Annotated in this window: 20 protein-coding genes; 7 read left to right on the forward strand and 13 right to left on the reverse strand. The window is 65.8% G+C overall.

Features of this window, described 5'->3' with window-relative positions:
* Window positions 1-41 precede the first annotated feature (41 nt).
* Together aceB and aceA are read right to left on the reverse strand one after the other, a co-directional pair.
* Window positions 42-1,694, reverse strand: a complete 1,653-nt coding sequence (gene aceB, locus G6N81_RS10850) for a malate synthase A (protein WP_165136778.1) — start codon at window positions 1,692-1,694, stop codon at window positions 42-44.
* Between the two features lie 25 nt (window positions 1,695-1,719).
* Window positions 1,720-3,018 carry an isocitrate lyase gene (aceA, locus tag G6N81_RS10855; RefSeq protein WP_165136781.1) on the reverse strand — a complete coding sequence of 433 codons (1,299 nt, stop codon included), beginning with the start codon at window positions 3,016-3,018 and terminating at the stop codon, window positions 1,720-1,722.
* Between the two features lie 131 nt (window positions 3,019-3,149).
* Between aceA and G6N81_RS10860 the strand changes: the two genes are divergently transcribed.
* Both G6N81_RS10860 and phnN read left to right on the forward strand, forming a co-directional pair.
* Window positions 3,150-4,601 carry an XRE family transcriptional regulator gene (locus G6N81_RS10860; RefSeq protein WP_165136784.1) on the forward strand — a complete coding sequence of 484 codons (1,452 nt, stop codon included), beginning with the start codon at window positions 3,150-3,152 and terminating at the stop codon, window positions 4,599-4,601.
* A gap of 141 nt (window positions 4,602-4,742) precedes the next feature.
* Window positions 4,743-5,330 (forward strand): phosphonate metabolism protein/1,5-bisphosphokinase (PRPP-forming) PhnN, encoded by a 588-nt coding sequence (phnN, locus tag G6N81_RS10865; RefSeq protein WP_165136787.1) that lies wholly within the window; start codon window positions 4,743-4,745, stop codon window positions 5,328-5,330.
* A 72-nt stretch (window positions 5,331-5,402) separates the two neighbouring features.
* Here phnN and G6N81_RS10870 read toward each other — a convergent pair whose 3' ends face one another.
* Entirely contained in the window at window positions 5,403-6,050 is a 648-nt protein-coding gene (locus G6N81_RS10870; RefSeq protein WP_165136790.1) for a response regulator, read from the reverse strand.
* Complete coding sequence (locus tag G6N81_RS10875) at window positions 6,047-7,267, reverse strand: sensor histidine kinase (RefSeq protein WP_206527870.1); 1,221 nt, start codon at window positions 7,265-7,267, stop codon at window positions 6,047-6,049. The genes G6N81_RS10870 and G6N81_RS10875 overlap by 4 nt, the downstream gene beginning before the upstream one ends.
* A 160-nt stretch (window positions 7,268-7,427) precedes the next feature.
* On the opposite strand from G6N81_RS10875, the gene G6N81_RS10880 reads away from it, so the two are divergent.
* From G6N81_RS10880 to G6N81_RS10890, 3 genes are all read left to right on the forward strand, one after another.
* Window positions 7,428-8,150: an ABC transporter ATP-binding protein gene (locus G6N81_RS10880; protein ID WP_165136796.1), complete on the forward strand. Its 723-nt coding sequence runs from the start codon at window positions 7,428-7,430 to the stop codon at window positions 8,148-8,150.
* The gene (locus G6N81_RS10885) at window positions 8,147-8,929 is read left to right on the forward strand and encodes an ABC transporter permease (RefSeq protein WP_165136799.1); all 783 of its coding nucleotides are present in this window, start codon (window positions 8,147-8,149) and stop codon (window positions 8,927-8,929) included. Before G6N81_RS10880 ends, G6N81_RS10885 begins: the two co-directional genes overlap by 4 nt.
* A gap of 82 nt (window positions 8,930-9,011) precedes the next feature.
* Window positions 9,012-9,584 (forward strand): hypothetical protein, encoded by a 573-nt coding sequence (locus G6N81_RS10890; RefSeq protein ID WP_165136802.1) that lies wholly within the window; start codon window positions 9,012-9,014, stop codon window positions 9,582-9,584.
* Between the two features lie 3 nt (window positions 9,585-9,587).
* Here the strand turns inward: G6N81_RS10890 and G6N81_RS10895 are convergent, their stop codons facing one another.
* Genes G6N81_RS10895 through G6N81_RS10920 form a run of 6 tightly spaced genes read right to left on the reverse strand, consistent with a single transcriptional unit; the run spans window position 9,588 to window position 15,421 of the window.
* Window positions 9,588-10,376: an ABC transporter ATP-binding protein gene (locus G6N81_RS10895; RefSeq protein WP_165136805.1), complete on the reverse strand. Its 789-nt coding sequence runs from the start codon at window positions 10,374-10,376 to the stop codon at window positions 9,588-9,590.
* Window positions 10,369-11,154: an ABC transporter ATP-binding protein gene (locus G6N81_RS10900; protein WP_165136808.1), complete on the reverse strand. Its 786-nt coding sequence runs from the start codon at window positions 11,152-11,154 to the stop codon at window positions 10,369-10,371. Before G6N81_RS10900 ends, G6N81_RS10895 begins: the two co-directional genes overlap by 8 nt.
* Window positions 11,151-12,017 (reverse strand): ABC transporter permease, encoded by an 867-nt coding sequence (locus G6N81_RS10905; protein WP_165137907.1) that lies wholly within the window; start codon window positions 12,015-12,017, stop codon window positions 11,151-11,153. Before G6N81_RS10905 ends, G6N81_RS10900 begins: the two co-directional genes overlap by 4 nt.
* A complete protein-coding gene (locus tag G6N81_RS10910) occupies window positions 12,017-12,979 on the reverse strand; it encodes an ABC transporter permease (RefSeq protein ID WP_165136811.1) in 963 nt (320 codons plus the stop codon). The genes G6N81_RS10905 and G6N81_RS10910 overlap by 1 nt, the downstream gene beginning before the upstream one ends.
* A gap of 16 nt (window positions 12,980-12,995) precedes the next feature.
* On the reverse strand, window positions 12,996-14,516 hold the full coding sequence (locus G6N81_RS10915; protein WP_165136815.1) for an ABC transporter substrate-binding protein: 1,521 nt from the start codon (window positions 14,514-14,516) through the stop codon (window positions 12,996-12,998).
* Complete coding sequence (locus G6N81_RS10920; RefSeq protein ID WP_241244967.1) at window positions 14,513-15,421, reverse strand: alpha/beta fold hydrolase; 909 nt, start codon at window positions 15,419-15,421, stop codon at window positions 14,513-14,515. The genes G6N81_RS10915 and G6N81_RS10920 overlap by 4 nt, the downstream gene beginning before the upstream one ends.
* Window positions 15,422-15,609: 188 nt before the next feature.
* On the opposite strand from G6N81_RS10920, the gene G6N81_RS10925 reads away from it, so the two are divergent.
* Together G6N81_RS10925 and G6N81_RS10930 are read left to right on the forward strand one after the other, a co-directional pair.
* Window positions 15,610-16,071: a carboxymuconolactone decarboxylase family protein gene (locus G6N81_RS10925; RefSeq protein WP_165136818.1), complete on the forward strand. Its 462-nt coding sequence runs from the start codon at window positions 15,610-15,612 to the stop codon at window positions 16,069-16,071.
* A 46-nt stretch (window positions 16,072-16,117) separates the two neighbouring features.
* Window positions 16,118-16,582 carry an SIP domain-containing protein gene (locus G6N81_RS10930; protein ID WP_165136821.1) on the forward strand — a complete coding sequence of 155 codons (465 nt, stop codon included), beginning with the start codon at window positions 16,118-16,120 and terminating at the stop codon, window positions 16,580-16,582.
* Window positions 16,583-16,590: 8 nt separating this feature from the next.
* Here the strand turns inward: G6N81_RS10930 and G6N81_RS10935 are convergent, their stop codons facing one another.
* The 3 genes from G6N81_RS10935 to G6N81_RS10945 all read right to left on the reverse strand — a co-directional run bounded on the left by G6N81_RS10935 (window position 16,591) and on the right by G6N81_RS10945 (window position 20,336).
* Window positions 16,591-17,406, reverse strand: coding sequence for an arginase family protein (locus G6N81_RS10935; protein WP_165136824.1), 816 nt, complete (start codon window positions 17,404-17,406; stop codon window positions 16,591-16,593).
* A gap of 129 nt (window positions 17,407-17,535) precedes the next feature.
* Window positions 17,536-18,273, reverse strand: coding sequence for a PspA/IM30 family protein (locus G6N81_RS10940; RefSeq protein WP_165136827.1), 738 nt, complete (start codon window positions 18,271-18,273; stop codon window positions 17,536-17,538).
* A 71-nt stretch (window positions 18,274-18,344) separates the two neighbouring features.
* The gene (locus G6N81_RS10945; RefSeq protein ID WP_165136830.1) at window positions 18,345-20,336 is read right to left on the reverse strand and encodes a TPM domain-containing protein; all 1,992 of its coding nucleotides are present in this window, start codon (window positions 20,334-20,336) and stop codon (window positions 18,345-18,347) included.
* Between the last annotated feature and the right edge of the window lie 18 nt (window positions 20,337-20,354).

Consider the following 20,354-nt stretch of genomic DNA (forward strand, 5'->3'; position numbering starts at 1 on the left):
GTGTGGTGAATCCGGCGGCCGATCGGGCCGGCGGAATCGTCCTAAGCCCGTTCGACCAGGTGGTCGGCGTAGGCCTTGGTCGTGAGGAACGGCGCGAAGGTGCTCGACAGGGCGACGTCTCGGAACACGGCAGCCGCCTCATCGAAGCGGTCACCCGGTGCACGTTCCACCTCACCGAGAACCTGGTCGACGAGCCCCGACACATAGTCGCGGGTGATGGCCGTTCCCTCTTCCGTGACCTGATCCTGCCGGATCCACTGCCAGATCTGCGAGCGTGAGATCTCGGCCGTTGCAGCGTCCTCCATGAGGTTGTTGATGGCAACGGCGCCCTGGCCGCGCAGCCATGCCTCGATGTACCGGATGGTCACCTCGACATTGCCATAGACGCCCTGGTCGGTGATGTTGCGACCGATGAACAGATCCAGCAGGTGGCGCTCACGCACATCGACGTCTTCGCGCAGGCGCTCGAGCTGGTTTTCGCGCCCGCCGAGCACGGCGTCGAACTCGGCGCGCGCGACCGGGATCAGATCGGGGTGCGCCACCCACGTGCCGTCGAAGCCATCGTTCGCCTCGCGGTTCTTGTCGGCGGCAACCGTTTCCATCGCCCGGCCGTTGACTTCGGGGTCGCGCCGGTTGGGAATGAACGCGCTCATCCCGCCGATGGCATATGCCCCGCGCTTGTGGCACGTCTGGACGAGAAGCTCGGTGTAGGAGCGCATAAAGCCCACGGTCATGGTGACCTCGTTGCGGTCGGGCAGGACGAATCGTGATCCGCGACCACGGTAGGTCTTGATGATCGAGAAGATGTAGTCCCAGCGGCCGGCGTTGAGGCCGGCGCAGTGATCGCGCAGTTCGTAGAGGATCTCCTCCATCTGGAACGCGGCGGGCAGCGTCTCGATGAGAACCGTGGCACGGATAGTTCCGTGCGGAATGGCGAGGTACTGCTCCGTGAAGCTAAACACCTGGTCCCACAGACGCGCTTCTTCTGCCTGCTCGATCTTCGGCAAGTAGAAGTACGGGCCGCGGCCGTTGCGGATCAGCTCATGCGCGTTGTGGAAGGCGTACAGACCGAAGTCGACGAGCGATCCCGACGTGGCCATCGTGCGGCCGTGCGCATCGGTGAAGTGCAGGTGGTGCTCTTCCAGATGCCATCCACGCGGACGCATCACGATGGTGGGGGTCTTTTCCGCCGTGACGGAGTACTGCTTTCCATTCTCCGCCGTGTGGTGAAGCGTTCCGCGGATCGCGTCATGGAGGGAGAGCTGTCCGCCGATCACGTTGGCCCAGGTGGGGCTTGTTGCATCTTCCTGATCGGCGAGCCAGACGTTGGCGCCCGAGTTCAGTGCGTTGATCGTCATGCGCGGGTCGGTGGGACCAGTGATCTCCACGCGGCGGTTGACGAGCCCCGGTCCGGGGCCGGCCACGCGCCACTCGGCGTTGTCGCGGATTCGGCGGGTGTCCTCACGGAACTTCGGGTCACGGCCGTTGCCGATTTCGTAGCCGTGGCGGAGACGCGCCGCGAGGCGGTCGTAGCGGGGCCCGGCGAAGAGTTCGTGCAGCTGTGCGACGAAGGCGAGAGCTTCCGGGGTGAGGATTTCCGCGTAGCGAGGACGCATGGGCCCGACGACGTCGATAGCGGGGAACGTGCGCTCGCGCTCGGCGGAGCGTTCGGGAGTGGGGGCGATGAGTGTCATGGTCGTTTCCAATCGCACGGGAGGTTTAGTGGAACTGCTCGGCTTCGGTGGAGCCGACGAGCGCGAGGGTCGACGCCTCGGGGTTGAGAGCCGTCGACACGTGGTCGAAGTAGCCGGTTCCCACCTCACGCTGGTGCTTTGTGGCGGTGTAGCCGTGTGCCTCTGCGGCGAACTCGGCGTCCTGGAGCTCGACATAGGCGGTCATGGCACGCTCTGCGTACCCGGTCGCCAGCTGGTACATCGAGTGGTTGAGGGCGTGGAACCCGGCCAGGGTGATGAACTGGAACCGGTAGCCGAGGTCCGCGAGCTCCTGCTGGAACGTTGCGATCTGCTTTTCGTTGAGCGCAGCGGACCAGTTGAAGCTGGGCGAGCAGTTGTACGCGAGCATCTTGCCGGGGAACTCTGCGTGGAGGGCCGTCGCAAACTCACGAGCCAGCTCGATATCGGGAGTTCCTGTTTCGACCCAGATCAGGTCTGCGTACGGGGCGTAGGCGAGCCCGCGGGCGATAACGGGGTCGATGCCGTTCTTCACCCGGTAGAAGCCTTCGCTTGTGCGCTGTCCGGTCGTGAATTCGCGGTCGCGATCGTCGATGTCGCTCGTCATGAGATCAGCGGCGAGGGCGTCGGTTCGGGCGATCTGCACGGTGGGGACGCCGGCAACGTCCGCTGCGAGTCGAGCCGCGTTGAGGGTGCGGATGTGCTGGGAGGTGGGAACGAGGACCTTGCCGCCGAGGTGGCCGCACTTCTTCTCACTCGCCAACTGGTCCTCCCAGTGGATACCGGCCGCGCCCGCCGAGATCATGCCGTGAGCGAGTTCATACGCGTTGAGCGGCCCGCCGAAGCCGGCTTCTGCATCGGCAACGATCGGTGCCAGCCAGTCGCGGGTCACCTGTCCCTCTGCGGCCTCGAGCTGGTCCTGGCGCAGGAGTGCGTTGTTGATGCGGCGCACAACGGCGGGAACGGAGTTCGCGGGATACAGTGACTGGTCGGGGTAGGTCTGGCCCGACAGGTTCGCGTCGGCGGCGACCTGCCACCCGGAGAGGTAGATGGCCTTGAGACCGGCCCGCACCTGCTGAACGGCCTGATTGCCGGTGAGGGCACCGAGAGCGCGGATGTACTCGTCGCTGCCGAGGCGTTCCCAGAGCAGCTCGGCGCCGCGGCGGGCCAGCGTCGGCTCTTCACGAACCGTGCCGCGGAGACGGACAACATCCTCTGTCGTGTAGTCGCGTCGGATGCCGTTCCAGCGGGGGTTCGCGTCCCACTCAAGCTGCAGCTCTTCTGCGGTCTGCACCTGGTCTCCGGGGCGGTGAGTGGTGGAGGTCATCTTTGGTCTCCTTAGGGTGTGCGGTGGGTGTTGAGTCCACGATGCGTGAAACACAAGCCCTTCAGAGAACAAATCCGAGGAGAACTTTTGCAGAAGTTCCGTTATTCGGATCTGTGTGGCAGGATCTCCCCATGACGTTGCTCGACGATGAGACCGACGACTCGGCTGATGCCCTTGCCGTTGGCCGCCGAATCCGCACTCTGCGCCGCGCGCAGGGCATGAAGCTCTCCGACCTCGCGGAGCGCGTTGGCCGCGCGCAGAGCCAACTCTCGATGATCGAGAACGGCAAGAGGGAGCCACGGCTGTCGATGCTCGGGGCGATTGCCAGAGCGCTTGGCGTTCCCACCGATGAGCTCCTCACCCCCGCAGAACTTGACGAGCGCGGTGAACTTGAGCTCGCTCTTGAGCGTGAGATGCGCTCGCCGCGGATGCGGGAGGTGGGCATCGAGCCGTTCCGGATTCCGAAGGGGATGCCGGATGAGGCGCTCAGAGCGATGCTCGCTCTGGCTGGCGAAATCGATCGTCTCCGCGATGAGCGTCAGGCGACGCCGGAGGAGGCTCGGCGAGCGAACCTCGAGTTGCGACGGCTGATGCGGCGACAGGGGAACTTCTTCCCGCAGCTGGAGAAGACGGCGCACGAGCTGCTGGCTCGCATCGATCACACGGGAGGTCCGCTGACGCAGCGCGCTGCCAGTGATCTCGCTGCTCACCTCGGTTTTACCCTGCATTACGCGCGTGATCTGCCGCAGTCGACGCGGAGCGTCGTCGACCTCAAAAATGGCCGCGTGTACCTGTCTACGCGGTCGTCGAGTGACCCCCGTGCTCCCATGCTGCAGGCTCTCGCCAGCCGAGTGCTCGGGCACTCGGAGCCGCGAGACTATGCGGAATTCCTCCGCCAGCGCGTTGAGCAGAATTATCTTGCCGGGGCACTCCTCATCCCGGAAGCGGGGGCGGTTGAATCGCTCATCGATGCCAAGAAGCGCCGGGCGATTTCGATCGAAGACCTCCGTGACGCCTACGCGGTCTCCTACGAGACGGCAGCGCATCGCTTCACGAACCTCGCAACGCGGCACCTGGACATTCCGGTTCACTTTCTCAAGGTGCATGAGTCGGGCACGATCACCAAGGCGTATGAGAACGACGATGTGAACTTTCCCACCGACAGAATTGGGTCGATCGAGGGTCAGCTGTGCTGTCGTAAGTGGACAAGTCGCGTTGTCTTCGACATTGAGGATCGCTTTAACCCGTACTTCCAGTACACCGATACCGGCGGCGGAACGTTCTGGTGCACGGCGCGCGTGGAGTACTCCAGTCAGGGCGCGCACTCCGTGAGCGTTGGTGTGCGCTTTGACGACACCCGGTGGTTCGTCGGACGCGATACGAGCAACCGCGGCGTCTCGCGTCACGCGGATGAAGTGTGCTGTCGTCGCCCGCCGGAAGAGCTGTCGTCGCGGTGGCGAGACGGGGCGTGGCCGAATGTTGCCACCCCGCGCACGCTTTTGGCGACGCTGCCGACGGGGTCGTTCCCCGGCGTTGATACGACTGACGTTTACGAGTTCCTCGACGCTCACGCGCCGCGCTAACGGGTCCGTGGTCCTTCCTTCCCCCTCTTGACATGTACCACTACTACCCGGCCGCGGGGCTTCCCCGAATGCCGCGTTCATGAGAACGTCGCAGGGGACATATCGGCTGAGCAGAGCATCGGAATCGCACCGGGAAGCGGCATGACACATCATCACTCGGGCGGCGGCGTTTTCGTCGCGATCACGGGGCCCAGCGGATGCGGCAAGGACGCCGTGATGCGCGCAGTCTCTGACACGATCGGCGATAACGGCGAGAGCGGAATCGTCTTTCCTCGCCGCGTGATCACCCGGGCTCCCGAGCCGGGCGAAGACCACGAAGCGGTTGCCGAGGAGGAGTTCCGGCGACGCGAACAGTCGGGCGCTTTTGCCCTCACCTGGCGCGCCCACGGACTCGCCTATGGCATTCCGGTCTGCGTCGCGGACCAGGTGGATCAGGGACGAATCGCCGTGGTGAACACCTCGCGCGCTGTGCTCGACGATGTGCGCAGCGCCTTTCCGGTGGCGCGCGCCGTTCGCGTGACGGCTCCCACGTCTGTGTGCCGCGATCGGATTTTCGCTCGTGGTCGAGAGAACGCCGATGCGGCGGAGCGGCGCTTGGCGCGAGAAGACCCTGCCCCGCACCATCCGTTCGATCTGGTCATCGAGAACACGGGAACGCTGGATGACGCAGCCGAGCGGCTCAGCGCCTTCCTGCTGTCACTTCGCGGCGAGGGCGTGTCTCACACGTGATCGCCGACGGCGCCGGCCGCGAGGCGTGTGCTCGAGGCCGTGCTCGTTGCAGCTCCAACGAGGAGACACGCCCTAAAGCCTGGCATCGTGAACGCGCCGGGCCAGCTGAACACGATTCGACACCTCCAGCTTGGTGAACAAACGACCGATGTGCGTTTTGACCGTCGCAACACCGAGGAAGAGCTCGGCGGCGATATCCGCGTTCGACAGCCCTCGCGCGACCGCGATGGCCACGTCACGCTCGCGCTCGGTCAGCGTTTCCATCATCGCGCGCGCATCGTCATTGCGTGCGGGAGCGGTCGCCGCTCGAATAACCTGACGGGTCACGCTGGGCGAGAGAATCGACTCTCCGGCCGCAACGCGGTGAACGGCGGCGACGAGATCCGGCGGCGGTGTGTCCTTCAGCAGGAAGCCTGCCGCACCATCGCGGAGCGACGTCATCACCATGTCGTCCGTGTCGAACGTTGTGAGCATGATTATCCGCGCGTGTGAACCGCTCGCGGCGATGTGGCGAGCGGCCTGGATGCCGTCGAGCCGCGGCATACGGATGTCCATCAGCACCACATCGGGAAGTGTTTCGGCAACCATGGTGATCGCCTGTCCGCCGTCTTCTGCTTCGCCAACGAGGGCGATGCCGGCGTCGCCGCCCAGGATCATCCGGAGGCCAGCGCGCACGAGAGGATCATCGTCGACGATCGCCACGCGGATGTTGTCGCTCATTCGTCACCCTCCGTTTCCCACGGCAGAAGCGCTCTGACTCGGAAGCCTCCGGAGGATGTCTCTCCGTGTTCGATCGTGCCACCGGCAAGGACCACGCGTTCGGCCAGCCCGGCAAGACCCATTCCCGTCCCCTCACCACGCGGGGCATCGGGCGCCGGGGCATTCGTCACATCGATCGTCAGAATCCCGCCCGACTTTCCATCGATTCTGACGACCACAGGGGACCCTGCCGCGTGCTTTCTGGCATTTGTCAGCGCTTCCTGGACCACACGATACGCGGTGCGGGAGATTGTCTCGGGGAGATCGTTGAGGGCCGGAGCGTGAAGAGTCACGTCGGGGCCGGCGTCATCGATGAGCGCATGCAGCTGAGACAGGGTGGGCTGCGGAGGCTCCACCCCTGATCCGTCGGTCGCCCGCAGCACACCCAGAATCCCGCGAAGTTCCGTGAGTGCGTGGCTGGCATTGCGCTGAATCACGCCGGCGGTTTCGCGCGTTTCGCCTCGGGTCAGATCATCGCGGTAGGCGAGGGCACCCGCGTGCATGGCGACGAGCGAAATGCGGTGCGCGAGAACGTCGTGCATTTCGCGCGCGATCCGCGTGCGCTCATCGGCCTCAGCGGCCCGCGCGACGAGCTCTCTTTCATGATCTGCGACGAGAGCGCGTTCGTGCAGTGATCGAATCAGAGCGCGGTGTGCCCCGATGTACAGCCCGATGGCGGCCGTGGCTACGGCGGAGATCAGCCAGCTGAGGGGCGTTGTCCACAGGGCTCCCGGGATCACCCATCCCTCCGGGGCGAGGGTGATGTTGTGCACCGACCCCGCGGCCGTCCACACGAGACCGACCACGATCAACGGGATGAGCCTCCCGTGCGTGGCGAGCGAGATCAGCGCCATGGTTGCCCCGGCACCCGCCGCGGGTGACACGGCGATCATGGCACCCGTGACCACGGCGATTCCGGCGGGGTATCGGCGACGAAGGGGCAACAGCGTGATCGCGGCGGCGCCGAAAACCAGGTCGATGAAAGGGAGTACTGTCCGCCACGACTCGCCGCTTTCGATGGCGGGAACCTCGAGAAGGAGGTAGGTCGAGACGGAGAACGTCATGACGGCCCCGAAGATGACGACCGCATAGCGCCACAGGCTCGACCACCATCGCAGCTTCTCGCCCGTCAACTCCTCAACGGGGCGTGTGGACGAAGCACCGCCGTCGGCGCTCACGGCCCGACCAGGCAAACGTAGAGACGGCATGGATCCGACTCTAGAGCGTGTCATCCGGGTGACCATCCGCCCCCGGGCTATTCGGGGGTCAGCCGAAAGGTGGAACACGGGAAGCCGTCCGTGTGATGTGCGCGGTCACTGCGCGCGACACGGTTGACGCATGATCATCGCAGAATCACTCACGAAGAGATACGGAACGACCACCGCCGTCGACAACGTGTCGTTTCAGGCGCGGCCCCACCGCATCACGGGGTTCCTTGGCCCGAACGGCTCCGGGAAGTCGACGACGATGCGCATGCTCCTGGGGCTGTCGACCCCCACATCGGGCCGGGCGCGAATCCTCGGCGTGCCCTTCACGGACATCCCCAATCCCGGCCGGCACGTGGGAGTTCTGCTCGACGCGTCGGCGCAGCACCGTGGGCGAACGGGACGGGAGACCCTGGCGATTGCAGCGCAGCTGATGGGGCTCGATGCCGTCTCCGTCGACCGCGCGCTTGAACGCACGGGCCTGACACCGAAAGAAGCGAAACGCCGCGTGGGCGGCTACTCGCTGGGGATGCGCCAGCGGTTGGGGATCGCGCAGGCGCTCCTGGGGGAACCTGCCGTTCTGATCCTCGATGAGCCCGCCAACGGGCTTGACCCGTCGGGCATCCGATGGATGCGCGATCTCTTGCGCTCCTTCGCCGACGACGGGGGAACGGTGCTGTTGTCATCCCATCTGCTCAGCGAGATCGAACACCTCGCCGACGATTTCGTGATCATGGGTGCCGGCCGCGTCGTCGCCAGCGGAACGCGGGACGAACTGCTGACCGGTGAGAGCGCCCTCGAAGATCTGTTTTTCCATGCAACATCAGGCACAAGCCGCGAAGGAGACGCACGATGAGTTCTCAGGCCCTGCAACAGACGCTGCCTCGAACGGCCCGCACAGCGCCGATTCCCTTCGCGCGCGTGATCCTGGTTGAACTGCGAAAGCAGACGGATACGCGAGCGGGATTCGGGCTGTTGGCGGCGATCACCATTCTCACGGGCATTGGCGTTGTGACGCAGCTCTGGATCCTGGAGCCGCCGGCGCTTACCTGGGAGAACTTCGCCGCGGGCGCCTCAATCGGATGGGGGTTGTTGCTCCCGCTCATCGGTATCCTCGCCGTGACGGGAGAGTGGTCTCAGCGCTCCGCCCTGACCACGTTCTCCCTCGAACCGCGCCGCGCGCGCGTGAGCATGGCAAAGCTCGTGTCCTCCTTGCTGCTGGGCGCCGCGATGTTCCTCGCCACGTATGCGATCGCGGCGATCGTGAACGTCGTCGGAATCTTCGCCTTCGACGGGGACGGATCCTGGCGCCTCGATGCAAACCTTCTCGCCGTCATGGCGGCCACCCTCATCATTTACGTGTCGATGGGTGTTGCTTTCGGCATGCTCTTTCTGAACACGCCGTTGGCGATCGTTTCCTACCTCGTGCTTCCGAACGTTTTCACCTTCCTGATGCTGTTCGACGGCCTGCGTGAGGCCGTGCAGTGGATCGATGTCGCCTCCGCTCTGATGCCGATGCTCGAGGGCACGATGGTGGGCCTGGACTGGGCGCACCTGGCGACCGCGGTGTCCCTGTGGGTGGTTCTCCCGTTCGTCGCCGGTCTATGGCGCGTGAGCAGGCGCGAGGTCGCGTAGCGCGCGGGCGTTGCTGCTCGAAGAACCTGAATCATCCGTTCGAACGATGCGGTGCGGCGGTGCACTGGGGCAGGGTGGGACCATGGTGAACGGCACAGCGTCTGACGATGGGGAGCAACTTGAGCCGGTGCGTGGCTTGCAGATGCTGTGGCGATCGTCATTCGGGACGGATCGCGGGGGCGACCGGTATGACGTCGACGCCGACTTCTTCGACTTTGATGAGAAGCTCCGGTTTTATGTGAACGGCCGGCTCGCCGACGTCCAGAAGAGCCCCGCGCAGTTTGATGTTGATGGAGGGCGCGTCGAGGCGGCGATGAGCCTGTACGGCATGAAGCGCGCCCACCTCGTCACGCAGGCCGGCGAAGTGCGTCTCGAGCCGAATGCGGGAACGGCGGAAAAATGGCGTGAAGACATCGACCGTCGCTACCCGGTTGCCAGCCGGATCGTGTCCGCCGCGTCGTGGGTCATCCTCGTTCTCGCCCTCGTCGTGGCGGTCACAGAAGTGACCGCGCTCGTTCTGCCGATCGTGGGTATCGCTGACGGGGCGTTACCTCGTTTACCGACGTCGGTGTCCGCTCCGCTGGGCGGGCTCGGGCTCGTTGCCGCGCTGGACCGTGCCCTCATGATGCGCCACACCCGGTGGCTCGATTCCTGACCGTTACGGAAGGCGCGGAACGGCGTCCAGGAGGCGGCGCGTGTACGGGTGCTGTGGTGCACGGAGAACCTCCGCGGATGTGCCGCGCTCCACGATCGTGCCCTGTGTCATCACGACCGTCTCCTCGCAGAGCGCTTGGACAACGCCGATGTCGTGACTGACCATCACGAGCGTCATACCGGTGTCACGGCGGAGACTGCGCAGGAGATCGATGATCCGCGCGCGCACGGACACGTCGAGCGCCGACAGGGGTTCGTCGCCGAAAAGAACCTCGGGGCCGTGCACGATGGCGCGGGCGAGCGCAATGCGTTGGCGCTGCCCTCCCGAGAACTCGTGCGGATATCGGGACGTGGCGTCCGCTGGAAGCCCGACCTGTGTCAGCACCTCCTGCGTGCGAGCACGGTGGTCGCCGGCGATCCGCAGCGCCCACAGGGGTTCCGCCACGATTCGTCCGACGCTCATTCGCGGATTGAGCGATCCATAGGGATCCTGGAACACCACACCGGTGCGGCGCCGCAGCCAGCGCTGTTCCCCGGCGCGCGCCCCGGCGTCGACGGTGCGCCCGTCGAACGTCACGGTTCCCGAGCTGGGGTGGCCAAGGCCCAGAAGAAGCCGCACGAGCGTGGACTTTCCCGAACCGGATTCGCCGATGATCCCGAGGCTGCTGCCGCGGGTGATGTCGAGGTTGGTCGACATCAGCGCATCGGACGTTCTCCGCGCTGCAAACAGTTCGCGGCGCGGAAGCAGATAGGACTTCGTCAGGCCCCTGGCACTGATGAGCACGTCACTCATCGCCCGGCCTCCACATCGTCGCTGCGGCGTCGCGCAGAAGCCCTCGCGTGACCGGGTGTGCCGGCGTGCTCAGCAGCGTGGAAACAGGGCCCGACTCGACAACGCGGCCCTGGTCGAGAACCACGCCGTGGGTGGCGACGCGGTTCAAAACGGCCAGGTCATGGGTGATGAACAACAGGGACATGCCTTGTGAGGCGACGAGCCCCAGCATCAGCTCGAGGATCTCGGCCTGAACCGTCACATCGAGTGCCGTTGTGGGCTCGTCGGCGATGAGCAGGGTGGGATCCGCGGCGAGGGCCATCGCGATCGCGACGCGCTGTCGCTGCCCTCCCGAGAGTTCGTGGGGGAAACGGAAAACAACGTCGGAGGGGGCGGGCAACCGCACGCGTTCTGCCAGAGCGATCGCGAGGCGTTCGGCCGCTCGCCGTGAGAGACCGCGATGGATGCGCGCTGATTCGCTGATCTGTGCGCCAACGGAGCGGATGGGGTTGAGGGCGCTCTGCGGTTCTTGGAACACGATGGCGATCTCGTTACCGCGGAGCGTGGCCAACTCACGATCCGGGATCCCGAGGAGTTCGCGGCCATTCCAGCGGATCGACCCCGACGCTGTTGCCTCGTGGGGGAGAAGCCCCAAAATCGCCAGCGCCGTCATCGACTTTCCCGATCCGGACTCGCCGATCAGGCCTGCACGCGCCCCGTCCGGCACATGAAACGACACGCGATCCAGCACGGTGGTTCCGCTGATCGTCACGGTGAGATCGGTGACCTCGAGGCTCATGCGATGACCTCCGGTGTCTGCACGGCGCGGGGACGGTCGCGGCGGCTGAGCGTGGGGTCGGTGGCCTCCCGGATCGCATCACCGAGCAGGTTCAGGGCGAGAACAGCCGCGGTGATGGCGAGACCGGGCCACACGACGCTGAGGGGATGCACCGTGATGTACCGCTGCAACTCCGCCAGCAGCAGCCCCCAGCTAGGCTGGGTGACCGACGATCCGAAGCCGAGGTAGGACAGACCCGACTCGGCGAGAACAGCCGCCGCCATCGACCACGACAGCTGAACGATAAAAACCGGCGCCGCGTTCGGAAGCAGATGACGCACGAGGATCTGCCCGCGTGTGAGACCGGAGGCTCGCGCTGCGAGCACAAAATCGGCGCGATTCACACGCCGCAGCTCCGCGCGCGCAACCCGGGCGATGTTCACGCCGTAGCCGATTCCCACGGCCCAGACCACCACCCACAGGGAACCGCCGAAAGCCGCTGACAGCATCATCGCGATCAGGAGAACCGGGAAGGCGATCAACACGTCAACGAGCACCGCGACGACCTCTCGCACGGGCCGCGCCGTGAGGGCGCCGAGCGAGGCGAGGAGCACGCCGATCATCGTGGCGATGAGTCCCGCGCCGGCCGCCACGAACACTGTTGTCCGCGCCCCGGCCATGATCTGCGACAGAATGTCGCGGCCCGTGTCGTCCGTTCCGAGAACGTGTGGCCACCCGGGCGGCTCCCAGCGGGCGTACGCATCGGCGTCACGAGGATCGAACGGGGTCCAGACCGCAGAGACAGCCGCCGCGGCAACGACGATCACGATGATCCCGAGGGCGACGGCGCCCACGGGATTGCGCACGAGGCGCCGGAACCACATCACGATTGCACCTCCGCCGTATCGCGCTGCCGCGGGTCGATCGCCCGGTGCACCAGGTCGATGAGGAACCCGACGATCAGGACGAAGCCCGTGAGCGCGAGCAGCTCGCCCTGCACCTTGGTGAGATCGCGTGCGCCGACGTCGGCGACGAGCATCCGGCCGATACCGGGGAGGTTAAAGACCTGTTCGATCACCACGGCGCCAACGACGATGCCGGCGATCTGCACTCCGAGCATCGTGATGATGGAGAGGCCAACGGCGGGGAGGCCATGGCGGAGGAGGGCGCCCGTGCGAGTGTGTCCCTTCGCGGCAGCTGTTCGCACAAAATCGGCATCGATCGCCGTGAGCGTTGCGCTGCGAACAAAGCGCAAGAGAAGCGCTCCCTCGACAACGCCGATGGTGAGCGCCGGAAGGATGAGCGCGCGCAGCGCCGCACCAGGATCACCCCAGCCGGCGCGCGGAAATCCCTGCGCCGGAAGCCAGCCGAGCACAATCGCGAAGACCACGATCAGCATCATGCCGGCCCAGAGCACAGGCACCGCGGCCAGGAGCTGAGCGAGGGCGTTCAGGGCGGCACCGGAGACGCGATTCCGGCGTAGCGCCGCGATAACGCCGAAGGGAACGGCAATCACGATCGCCACGACCAGGGAGAGCAGGCCGAGGGGAACCGTCACGCGGGCCTTTTCCGCGAGCTCGGCCGCGACGGGAGCACCTGTGAGCAGCGATTCACCCAGATCGCCCGTCAGCACTCCACCAATCCACGCGAGGTACTGCAGGAGCACAGGGCGATCGAGCCCGAGCTCGGCGCGAAGAGCAGCAACCTGCTCGGGGGTTCCCTCCGTTCCCACGATCGTCTGTGCAACGTCACCCGGAAGAATCCGCAGCGTGCAGAAGATGATGGCGCTCGCCGCGAGCAGACCCAGCGCGAGAAGGGTCAGTCGAGTGAGCACGTAGCGAGGCATGCGGGCGGGAGCGGCGTCAGCGCTCGACGGTGACGCCGGCGAGGGGGAGGCGTGTTGAGGTCGCAGCCGTCGGGAAGCCGGTGACGCCGGGCGCAACGGCGATCACGTCCTGACGGACGTAGAGCCAGTCGGCCGGGTGCCATTCGGCGACGAGCTGGGCGGCCTCGGCGAGCAACTCGGCCGATGCGTCCTGGTCGATCTCGGCCATGGCCTCGGCGTAGCGCTCTTGTACGGCAGTCAACACGGCCTCATCGTGGATCGCGTAGTAGTAGTCGGGATCGGTCCACGTACTGAAATCTCGGGGCTCGACGTGATTGACGATGCTCAGCTGCCAGTCGCGTCGGGTGGAGGGATCGTGCACATCGCTGAGCCAGGTGGCGAACTCCACCGTGTTCACCTCGAGGGCGACGCCAATATCTGCGAAGGCGGAAACGAGCAGCGTCGGGAGCCTCGGGCCGTAGTGGTTCGAGATGGTCAGCTCAAGAGAGAGATCTTCGACGCCGGCCTCCGCCAACAGCTTGCGTGCTCCCTCCGGGTCGTGTGGAACGATTCCTGCCAGGTCTTCATACCCGGGATCGAGGGGCGGAATCGGGCCGAACAACGGCTCGGCGGCGCCGACGGCGGCCAGAATTGCGTCGTGATCGATGGCCCGGCGCAGGGCTTCGCGCACGCGCACATCGTCCAGCGGCGCCGCGGCGCTGTTGAACGCCAGAATGAACTTGTCGGTTGTTGTGGCTTCGACGATCGTGAACTCACCACTCAGTTGAGAGCTCAGCTCAGGGTCGATTGCGGGCATCGCATCGACCGAACCGTCGCGTCCTCCGCTGACGAGGGCCGCCTGGTCGCCGAAGTAGACGAAGCTCACCTCGGCCACGCCCGCGGGTTCGCCCCAGTAGTCCTCGTTGCGCACAAGCGACAGGGCATCGCCGCGGCTCCACGAATCGAGGGTGAAGGGGCCCGTGCCGTTTGCCGCCGTGCGGCGGTCGGTGTCGTCTTCCGCGGGAAGCACGAGGCCCGCCGGTCCGGTCAGGGCGAAGAGGAAGTTCTGGTTGGGGGCGTCGAGGGTGATCGTGATCGTCGACTCGTCGGGCGCCGAGATGTCGGCCGCATCCGCGAGAACGGCGTGGTTGTTCACCGACGGATCCGACTTGACGGTGGTCAGCGACGCCAGCGCATCGGCGGATGTCATCGGTGATCCGTCGTGGAAGGAGACGCCGTCCGCGAGGTGGAAGGTATACGTGAGGGCGTCGTCCGACACTTCCCAGCTCTCGGCAAGCGCGGGAACCACCTGGTCGCCGTCGATTGCGCGCGCAACGAGGCCCTCGTAGACATTGCCGATGAGGGCCTGCTCCAGGGCTGCTCCTGACGTGTGCCGGATATCGAGGTTGGTGGGCTCAGCGATCAGCCCGACGGTGAGCGAAGCGCTTTCGGCGGGGCTGCCCGGAACCGAGCCTCCGCCCGAACAGGCTGTCAGAGCGAGTGATCCGGCCGCGGCGATCGCCACGGTCATCAGCCGGAAGCGGACGGGGGCGTTCATGGGCGCACCTCTCGGGGGATGTCTGTGGAGATCTCGCGGGCGAGGGCCACGAAGGCGCCCTCCTGCACGTTGTGGGACGCGTCGAGCGTGACAACGCGGGCATGTGGCTGGTGTGCGCGGAAACGGGTGATGTCGTCGGGTGAGAGAAATCCGCGAGATGCGGCAACGAGGGTGACCGGAACGGTCACGTCCTCGAGCGCGCGCCAGCCAGCCTCCGGATCAGAGGCGACGCGAGGGGTGTCATCGCTCGGGGAGAAGATGCGGGCCATGTGGTGCTTCCACTCGATCCGGCCGTCCGCGCGGGTGCGTGTGTTGAGGAGCACCCCGCGTCGTGCGGCCTCGCGGGAACCGCCGAGGCTAAAGCTCATTGCATGGTCGACAGCGTCCTCCACCGAAGCGAAATCGAGGCGTCGGAAGAACTCCGCCAGCCCCGATGCTCCCTCGCGCCCCGCTCCGGGGACGATGTCGACGAGGGTCAGGGAAGACACAGTTCCCGGGTGGTGGGCTGCCGTCAAGAGGGCCGCGAGGCCGCCAAGGGAGTGGCCGATCAGGGCGACGGGGCCGGTCGCCCAGGCCGCGAGAGCGGCAGCCAGATCGGGGGCGAGGAGCTCCGGTGTGTAGGCTCCGTCGTTCCGCCACGATGATTCTCCATGGCCGGGCAGATCGATCGCGATGGCGGGTTCGGCCAGCGAGAGGATCGTTCTGTCCCACGTGTGGGCATTGAGGCCCGCTCCGTGCACGAAGAACGCTCGCGGCGCGCCGGTCCCATACACGAGCGCCGAGAGCGTTCGCCCATCCGCGAGGGTGATGTTCTCGCGCCGCACGACGGGAAGGGCGACCTTCTGCTCGAGCGCCTGATTGGGCAGGAATCCGAACTCGTCCAGGTCGGTGTGCGTCTGGGTCACGGTTCCTCGCGGGGTTGGCGGATGACAGTGGCACCATTGTCGGATGGATCGGGGGCACGCGGGAAATCTTCGCGATTTATGCCTCACGATTGCACCAAAGAGAAATCATAAGCTCCAGCAGCTGGCACTCAGATCGTGCACATCGGTTCTCCGTGCTGTGTTCATGTATCGCGAGTAGTGTGCAGAGCATGAGCCAGAAGCGTGTGCATCTGTCCCGCGGAGCGAGGGATTCCTACCGCTCGCTGGAGGCGTTTTCGACCGAGGTCAGCCGCATGGCCAACGAATACGGCGTGGACGATCGCCTCAAAGAACTCGTGATGTTGCACTGCTCTCAGCTCAACGGTTGCGCCTACTGCGTGCGTGCACACCTGGAGCGTGCGGAAAAAGCGGGGATCACGATCGATGAGATCTCGCAGCTTCCCACCTGGCGCGAATCCGGTGTGTTCTCAGAGCGGGAGCGTGCCGCGCTGGAGCTGGCGCAGGCGCATACCTTTATTCATCAGGGCGGAGTCTCCGACGACGTGTACAACCGTGTCGGCTCCGTTCTGACGGAGCAGGAGTACATCGGCGTGAGCTGGCTGTCGATCGCGATCAATGCCTTTAATCGCCTCACGATGGCGGGGCGCTATCCCGTTCCACCAGCCGAATGACGCTCGATTTAGGTTAGCCTTCCCTGTGGTGTATCCTGGATGCATCATGCCGGTCACCTCAGTTCGCTCAGATCACGACGCCGTCGCCTGCCGCGCACGGGGCCATTCCCGTGCGCAGTACCTCGTCACGGCAGACGAGAGCGCGTTGCCGGAACTCGAGATGCTTCTGGCAACACTGCCCCTGTGCGCAACCGGGCGCGTGTTTATCGAAGTGCCTGACAGTAGCTGGATCACGCCGGTTTCGGCGCCGGCTCGTATGACCGTGACATGGCTTGACCGATCGACGAGGCGCGGTATCGGCGGCCCGTGCCGCACGGGAGCAGCGCTCACCCGCGCGGCCATCGCCTACGCCGATGAGGTCATCTGTGAGCACACCTCGGTGTGTGGCACGAACGTCACGCTGCTCGGAGGATTCGTCTCGACGGCGGACATCGCGGAGCACCTGATCGACAACCGGGGCGTCCACCGCTCAGACATCACGGTGCGCGAAGCCCTGAACGCCTACGTATAGGTCGTTCGTTAGGACGCCAGCGCACCGACAACGCGCAGAATCGTCCCCATGTCATCGACGGCCGCCGCCGGTGTGTGGGGAGCAAAGCCACCGATCGATGCGCCGGCGAGCGGAAGAGCGGCTCGTACCGAGGCAATTGCGTCGATGAGCGCGGCCGCTTCGAGACCGAACGGCTGCGCATCGGCCACACCTGCGATGTGCGCCGGATCAAGCACATCGAGGTCGATGTGGATATAGACGCGCGAAGCGCCCAGCGAGGCCACGGTATCGGCGATGCGATGAGCCACCTGATCCGCCGTCACGTGACGGATTCCTCGCTCCGCCATGAAGGCCTGTTCTTCGTCGTCGAGCGCTCGGGCGCCCGCGAGCACAATGCGCTCCGCAGCGAGCCGTCCGCTGGCGATGCCGAGGCCGGGCGCTATGTCGCTCAGAGTGCTGCGCAGCGCCATGCTGGAGTACGCGCGGGAGCGCTGTTCGTTCGGGGCATGGAGCGCGCCATGAGCATCAAACCAGACGACGGCAAGGTCCGTATCCGCGACGTGCGAGATCGCGGGAACGGCCACGCCGTCGTCGCCTCCGATCACGATCACGCGGTCCGAGGGAAGCGCCTGCAGCGCTTCGTCGACGCGAATGCGCGTTCGCTGTAGCGCGCTGGCGCGGGCAACGCCGGTGCCGAGGCTTTCTCCCGCTTCGAACGGGACCTCGACGCGCAGGCAGGACGAACTGGGCAGATCACCGGCGATGGCGTCAGCACCGTCGATGAGCGCCATCGCGCGCGTCGACGGCGACCCCTGCCACTGGGGGACGACGACAAACCGAGTCATGTCCTGATTATCCTCCTTCCCGCGTCGGAAGAAAAGAGCGAGAGCGGCTCACATCCGGTTCCGTTCTCACACGGAAGAGGGGGTGCGGGGGCAGCACAGCGGCCCCCGCACCCCCTCTGTTCGTTGAGATCAGCCGGCGGTGATCGATCCGGCGTTGCCGCCGGCCTTGAGGGCGGCAAGGCGCGCCTCGACCTCGGTGAGCTCCCCGACGTCCTCGAGAGATTCGAACTGTGCATCGATGCTCGAAGCGGCCAGTTCTGCCTTGCCGGTCGCCAGCGCCTCCTGACGGCGCACCTTCTCCTCGAAACGGCCGAGCTCGCTCGTGGGGTCCATGACGTTGATGCTCTTGACGGCGTCGTGCACCTTGTTCTGTGCGTCAGCAACCTTCGAGCGCGCGGCGAGCTCGTTGCGCTTGGCGCGCAGCTCGTCCAGCTTGCCCTTCATGCCGTTCAGGCCCGCCTTGAGCTTCTCGACGACCTCGGTCTGCTGCGCGATCTGCGGTTCGACAGCCTTGACGTCGTTCTCCGTCTGCACCTGGCGCTGCAGGGCCACCTTGGCAAGGTTGTCGAACTTGTCGGCCTCGGCGATGCTGCCGGAGGAACGCAGTTCATCCGCCTTGCGGCTGGCCGCGATGGCCTTGTTGCCCCACTCGGCGGCGGCACGCTTGTCTTCTTCGTTGTCGCGCTCGAGCAGGCGCAGCTGGCCGATGGTCTCGGCAATCGCGGCCTCGGCGTCGGCAATGTTGTTGGTGTAGTCGCGCACCAGCTGATCCAGCATCTTCTGCGGGTCTTCAGCCTGGTCGATCAGCGCGTTAACGTTGGCGCGGATCAGCGTCGATACGCGACCAAAGATGGACTGCTTGCTCATGGGTGTGCCTTTCGATCGATGATGGTTGGAAGGAGATCGGGGGCGATGTCAGTTTAGGGCGGAGAAGGTCATTAGAAGCGTCGTCCGCCGCCTCCGGAGCGTCCGCCTCCGCCGAAGCTTCTGCCGCCGCCTCCGCCGCGCGAGCCGCCGCCGCTGAAACCGCCGAACCCTGTCGAGCCGCGGCTGTTGCCGCCACCAGAAATGGCGCCGCCGATGAGACCCCCGATGATCGCGCCGGCGATGTTGCTCCCCGCGCTGCTTCGGGGACGGTGGCCGCCGGAGCTGTATCCGCCGTGTGACTGGTAGCGGTTGACGTCGTTTCGTGCCGCGGTCGATGCCTGCTGAGCCAACTGTGCGGCGTTCTGCGCGGCCGCAAGAGCGTGCGGCATATTCGACGTCGACAGCGTGAATGCTCGGTCAAGCGACGCTTGCGCGCTCGCGAGAAGAGTACGAGCGCTGCTGCCGACCGCGCCACGACGCGTGCCGATGTAGCGCTCGGCCTGCGAAATCTGCGACCGCGCCTGGTGAACGGACTGATCGAACTGCTGGCGCTGGCGACGGGCGTTTTCTTCCGCTTCTCGCGCTCGGGCGAGAACCGCGTCGAGCTGGTCGTTCGCCGCATCGAGCGCCTGCACCATGAGGAACGGCTTGCGTTCGGAGCCGGTGAGGTTCTCGCGGGCGACACCGATGTTCTTCGACGCTTCAGCCGTTGCCCGCCCGATGGCGCCGTCGGGATCAGCGATGGTCTGCGCCTGGACCAGATCCTTCTCCAGGTCGGCGATGATGTCGCGAGCGCGCTGCTCGGCCTCGGCGAACGCCGTTCGCAGGGAGGTGACGGCGCTCACCAACTCGTCGGCCTGTGCGAGAGCCTGCTGAGCGTGGTCCAGGGCGACGGCTGCCTGGCCCGATTCGTTCTGAGCGAGCATCTGCTCGGCCTGAGCGAGTTGGTCGTCGGCGAAATCCAATCGGTCGCGCGCCTCATCCGCATTGTCCGAGACATCGCCGAGGACGGGGGAGGCGTAGCTCGTTCGGAGGCGCCCGATTTCGGCGTCCGCCTCGTCGGGGCCTGACGCCGCGCGTTGGCGCTGGGTGCGCAGCTGAGCGAGCATCGCCGGCGCGTTCTGTTCCAGGGCGCGCAGTTTCTCGAAGGCCTCTTCTTTTTCGCTCAGCGTCTCGTTGGCCTCTTCGAGCAGTGCGATGATCTGTTCGCCAGCCTCGCGGCGCTGGGCCAGAGAAGGCTCCGCGATCGCGTCGAAACGGCTCTTCGTCTCAAAGGCCCGGCCGACGGCGAGGCGGGCCTCGCCGATCGCCTGCTCATACTCTGCTGTCGCTTCCGAGCCGAACTGCGCGATCGCGAAACCCAGCTCCTGCTGGCTGGATCGCAGAGCGTCGTCAGATGCGACGAGCAGAACCGCGGCGCTCTTTTCGAGCTCTTCGACCTCGGCCGTTTCTTCTGCGAGCTGGCGCTGGGCTGCGCCCTTCTTCTTGGCGCGGCGCACGACAATGACGACCGCGATCGTCCCCGCGACAACGATAACGACGATCAGGAAGGCCCAGAGCCCCGTGCGGTTGGGAGCGAGCTGCGCAGATATCTCGTCGGCGGCCGCCGTCGCGGCGCCAGCCCAATCATTGCCGCGAAGGGGATCGGTTGCCGCCTGTTCAACGGCGCTCAGGGCACCGGTGGAAAGCCCGTCGGCGCCGGGCCCGGAGAGGAAGATCTGACGGCCCTCTGTTGCGATCGCCAGCAAATACTGGTCGCTTCCCAGGCCGGCCATCTCAGCCGTTGTGTGCGTCCACTCGGCGCTGTCTGAGGGGTTTGTGAAGTGGTCGACGTAGACGACCCACAGTTCGACATCGTCGTCTGCGCGGAGCTGATCGAGGCGATGGTTGGCGGCCTCGATCTCGGCTGATGTGAGAACACCGGCGTCATCCGTGACGTACCCGCTGTCGAGAAGAACCGGATCGCTTGAGGAAACCGGCTGCGCGACAGCGCCGACGGCTGGCGCAAGAACGAGAGCCGCAGCAAGTGCGACAGAGGACAACGTGCGTGCGCGTCTGCGCATAAAAACCCCCTTCGCGGG

Origin of the sequence: Microbacterium amylolyticum (genome assembly GCF_011046975.1) — a bacterium.
Classification (GTDB): domain Bacteria; phylum Actinomycetota; class Actinomycetes; order Actinomycetales; family Microbacteriaceae; genus Microbacterium; species Microbacterium amylolyticum.

What these genes read in the sequence shown, in the direction of transcription:
- aceB (WP_165136778.1), bottom strand. Translation starts at nt 1,694, where the DNA reads ATGACACTCATCGCCCCCACTCCCGAACGCTCCGCCGAGCGCGAGCGC.
- aceA (WP_165136781.1), bottom strand. Translation starts at nt 3,018, where the DNA reads ATGACCTCCACCACTCACCGCCCCGGAGACCAGGTGCAGACCGCAGAA.
- G6N81_RS10860 (WP_165136784.1), top strand. Translation starts at nt 3,150, where the DNA reads ATGACGTTGCTCGACGATGAGACCGACGACTCGGCTGATGCCCTTGCC.
- phnN (WP_165136787.1), top strand. Translation starts at nt 4,743, where the DNA reads ATGACACATCATCACTCGGGCGGCGGCGTTTTCGTCGCGATCACGGGG.
- G6N81_RS10870 (WP_165136790.1), bottom strand. Translation starts at nt 6,050, where the DNA reads ATGAGCGACAACATCCGCGTGGCGATCGTCGACGATGATCCTCTCGTG.
- G6N81_RS10880 (WP_165136796.1), top strand. Translation starts at nt 7,428, where the DNA reads ATGATCATCGCAGAATCACTCACGAAGAGATACGGAACGACCACCGCC.
- G6N81_RS10885 (WP_165136799.1), top strand. Translation starts at nt 8,147, where the DNA reads ATGAGTTCTCAGGCCCTGCAACAGACGCTGCCTCGAACGGCCCGCACA.
- G6N81_RS10890 (WP_165136802.1), top strand. Translation starts at nt 9,012, where the DNA reads ATGGTGAACGGCACAGCGTCTGACGATGGGGAGCAACTTGAGCCGGTG.
- G6N81_RS10895 (WP_165136805.1), bottom strand. Translation starts at nt 10,376, where the DNA reads ATGAGTGACGTGCTCATCAGTGCCAGGGGCCTGACGAAGTCCTATCTG.
- G6N81_RS10900 (WP_165136808.1), bottom strand. Translation starts at nt 11,154, where the DNA reads ATGAGCCTCGAGGTCACCGATCTCACCGTGACGATCAGCGGAACCACC.
- G6N81_RS10905 (WP_165137907.1), bottom strand. Translation starts at nt 12,017, where the DNA reads ATGTGGTTCCGGCGCCTCGTGCGCAATCCCGTGGGCGCCGTCGCCCTC.
- G6N81_RS10910 (WP_165136811.1), bottom strand. Translation starts at nt 12,979, where the DNA reads ATGCCTCGCTACGTGCTCACTCGACTGACCCTTCTCGCGCTGGGTCTG.
- G6N81_RS10915 (WP_165136815.1), bottom strand. Translation starts at nt 14,516, where the DNA reads ATGAACGCCCCCGTCCGCTTCCGGCTGATGACCGTGGCGATCGCCGCG.
- G6N81_RS10925 (WP_165136818.1), top strand. Translation starts at nt 15,610, where the DNA reads ATGAGCCAGAAGCGTGTGCATCTGTCCCGCGGAGCGAGGGATTCCTAC.
- G6N81_RS10930 (WP_165136821.1), top strand. Translation starts at nt 16,118, where the DNA reads ATGCCGGTCACCTCAGTTCGCTCAGATCACGACGCCGTCGCCTGCCGC.
- G6N81_RS10935 (WP_165136824.1), bottom strand. Translation starts at nt 17,406, where the DNA reads ATGACTCGGTTTGTCGTCGTCCCCCAGTGGCAGGGGTCGCCGTCGACG.
- G6N81_RS10940 (WP_165136827.1), bottom strand. Translation starts at nt 18,273, where the DNA reads ATGAGCAAGCAGTCCATCTTTGGTCGCGTATCGACGCTGATCCGCGCC.
- G6N81_RS10945 (WP_165136830.1), bottom strand. Translation starts at nt 20,336, where the DNA reads ATGCGCAGACGCGCACGCACGTTGTCCTCTGTCGCACTTGCTGCGGCT.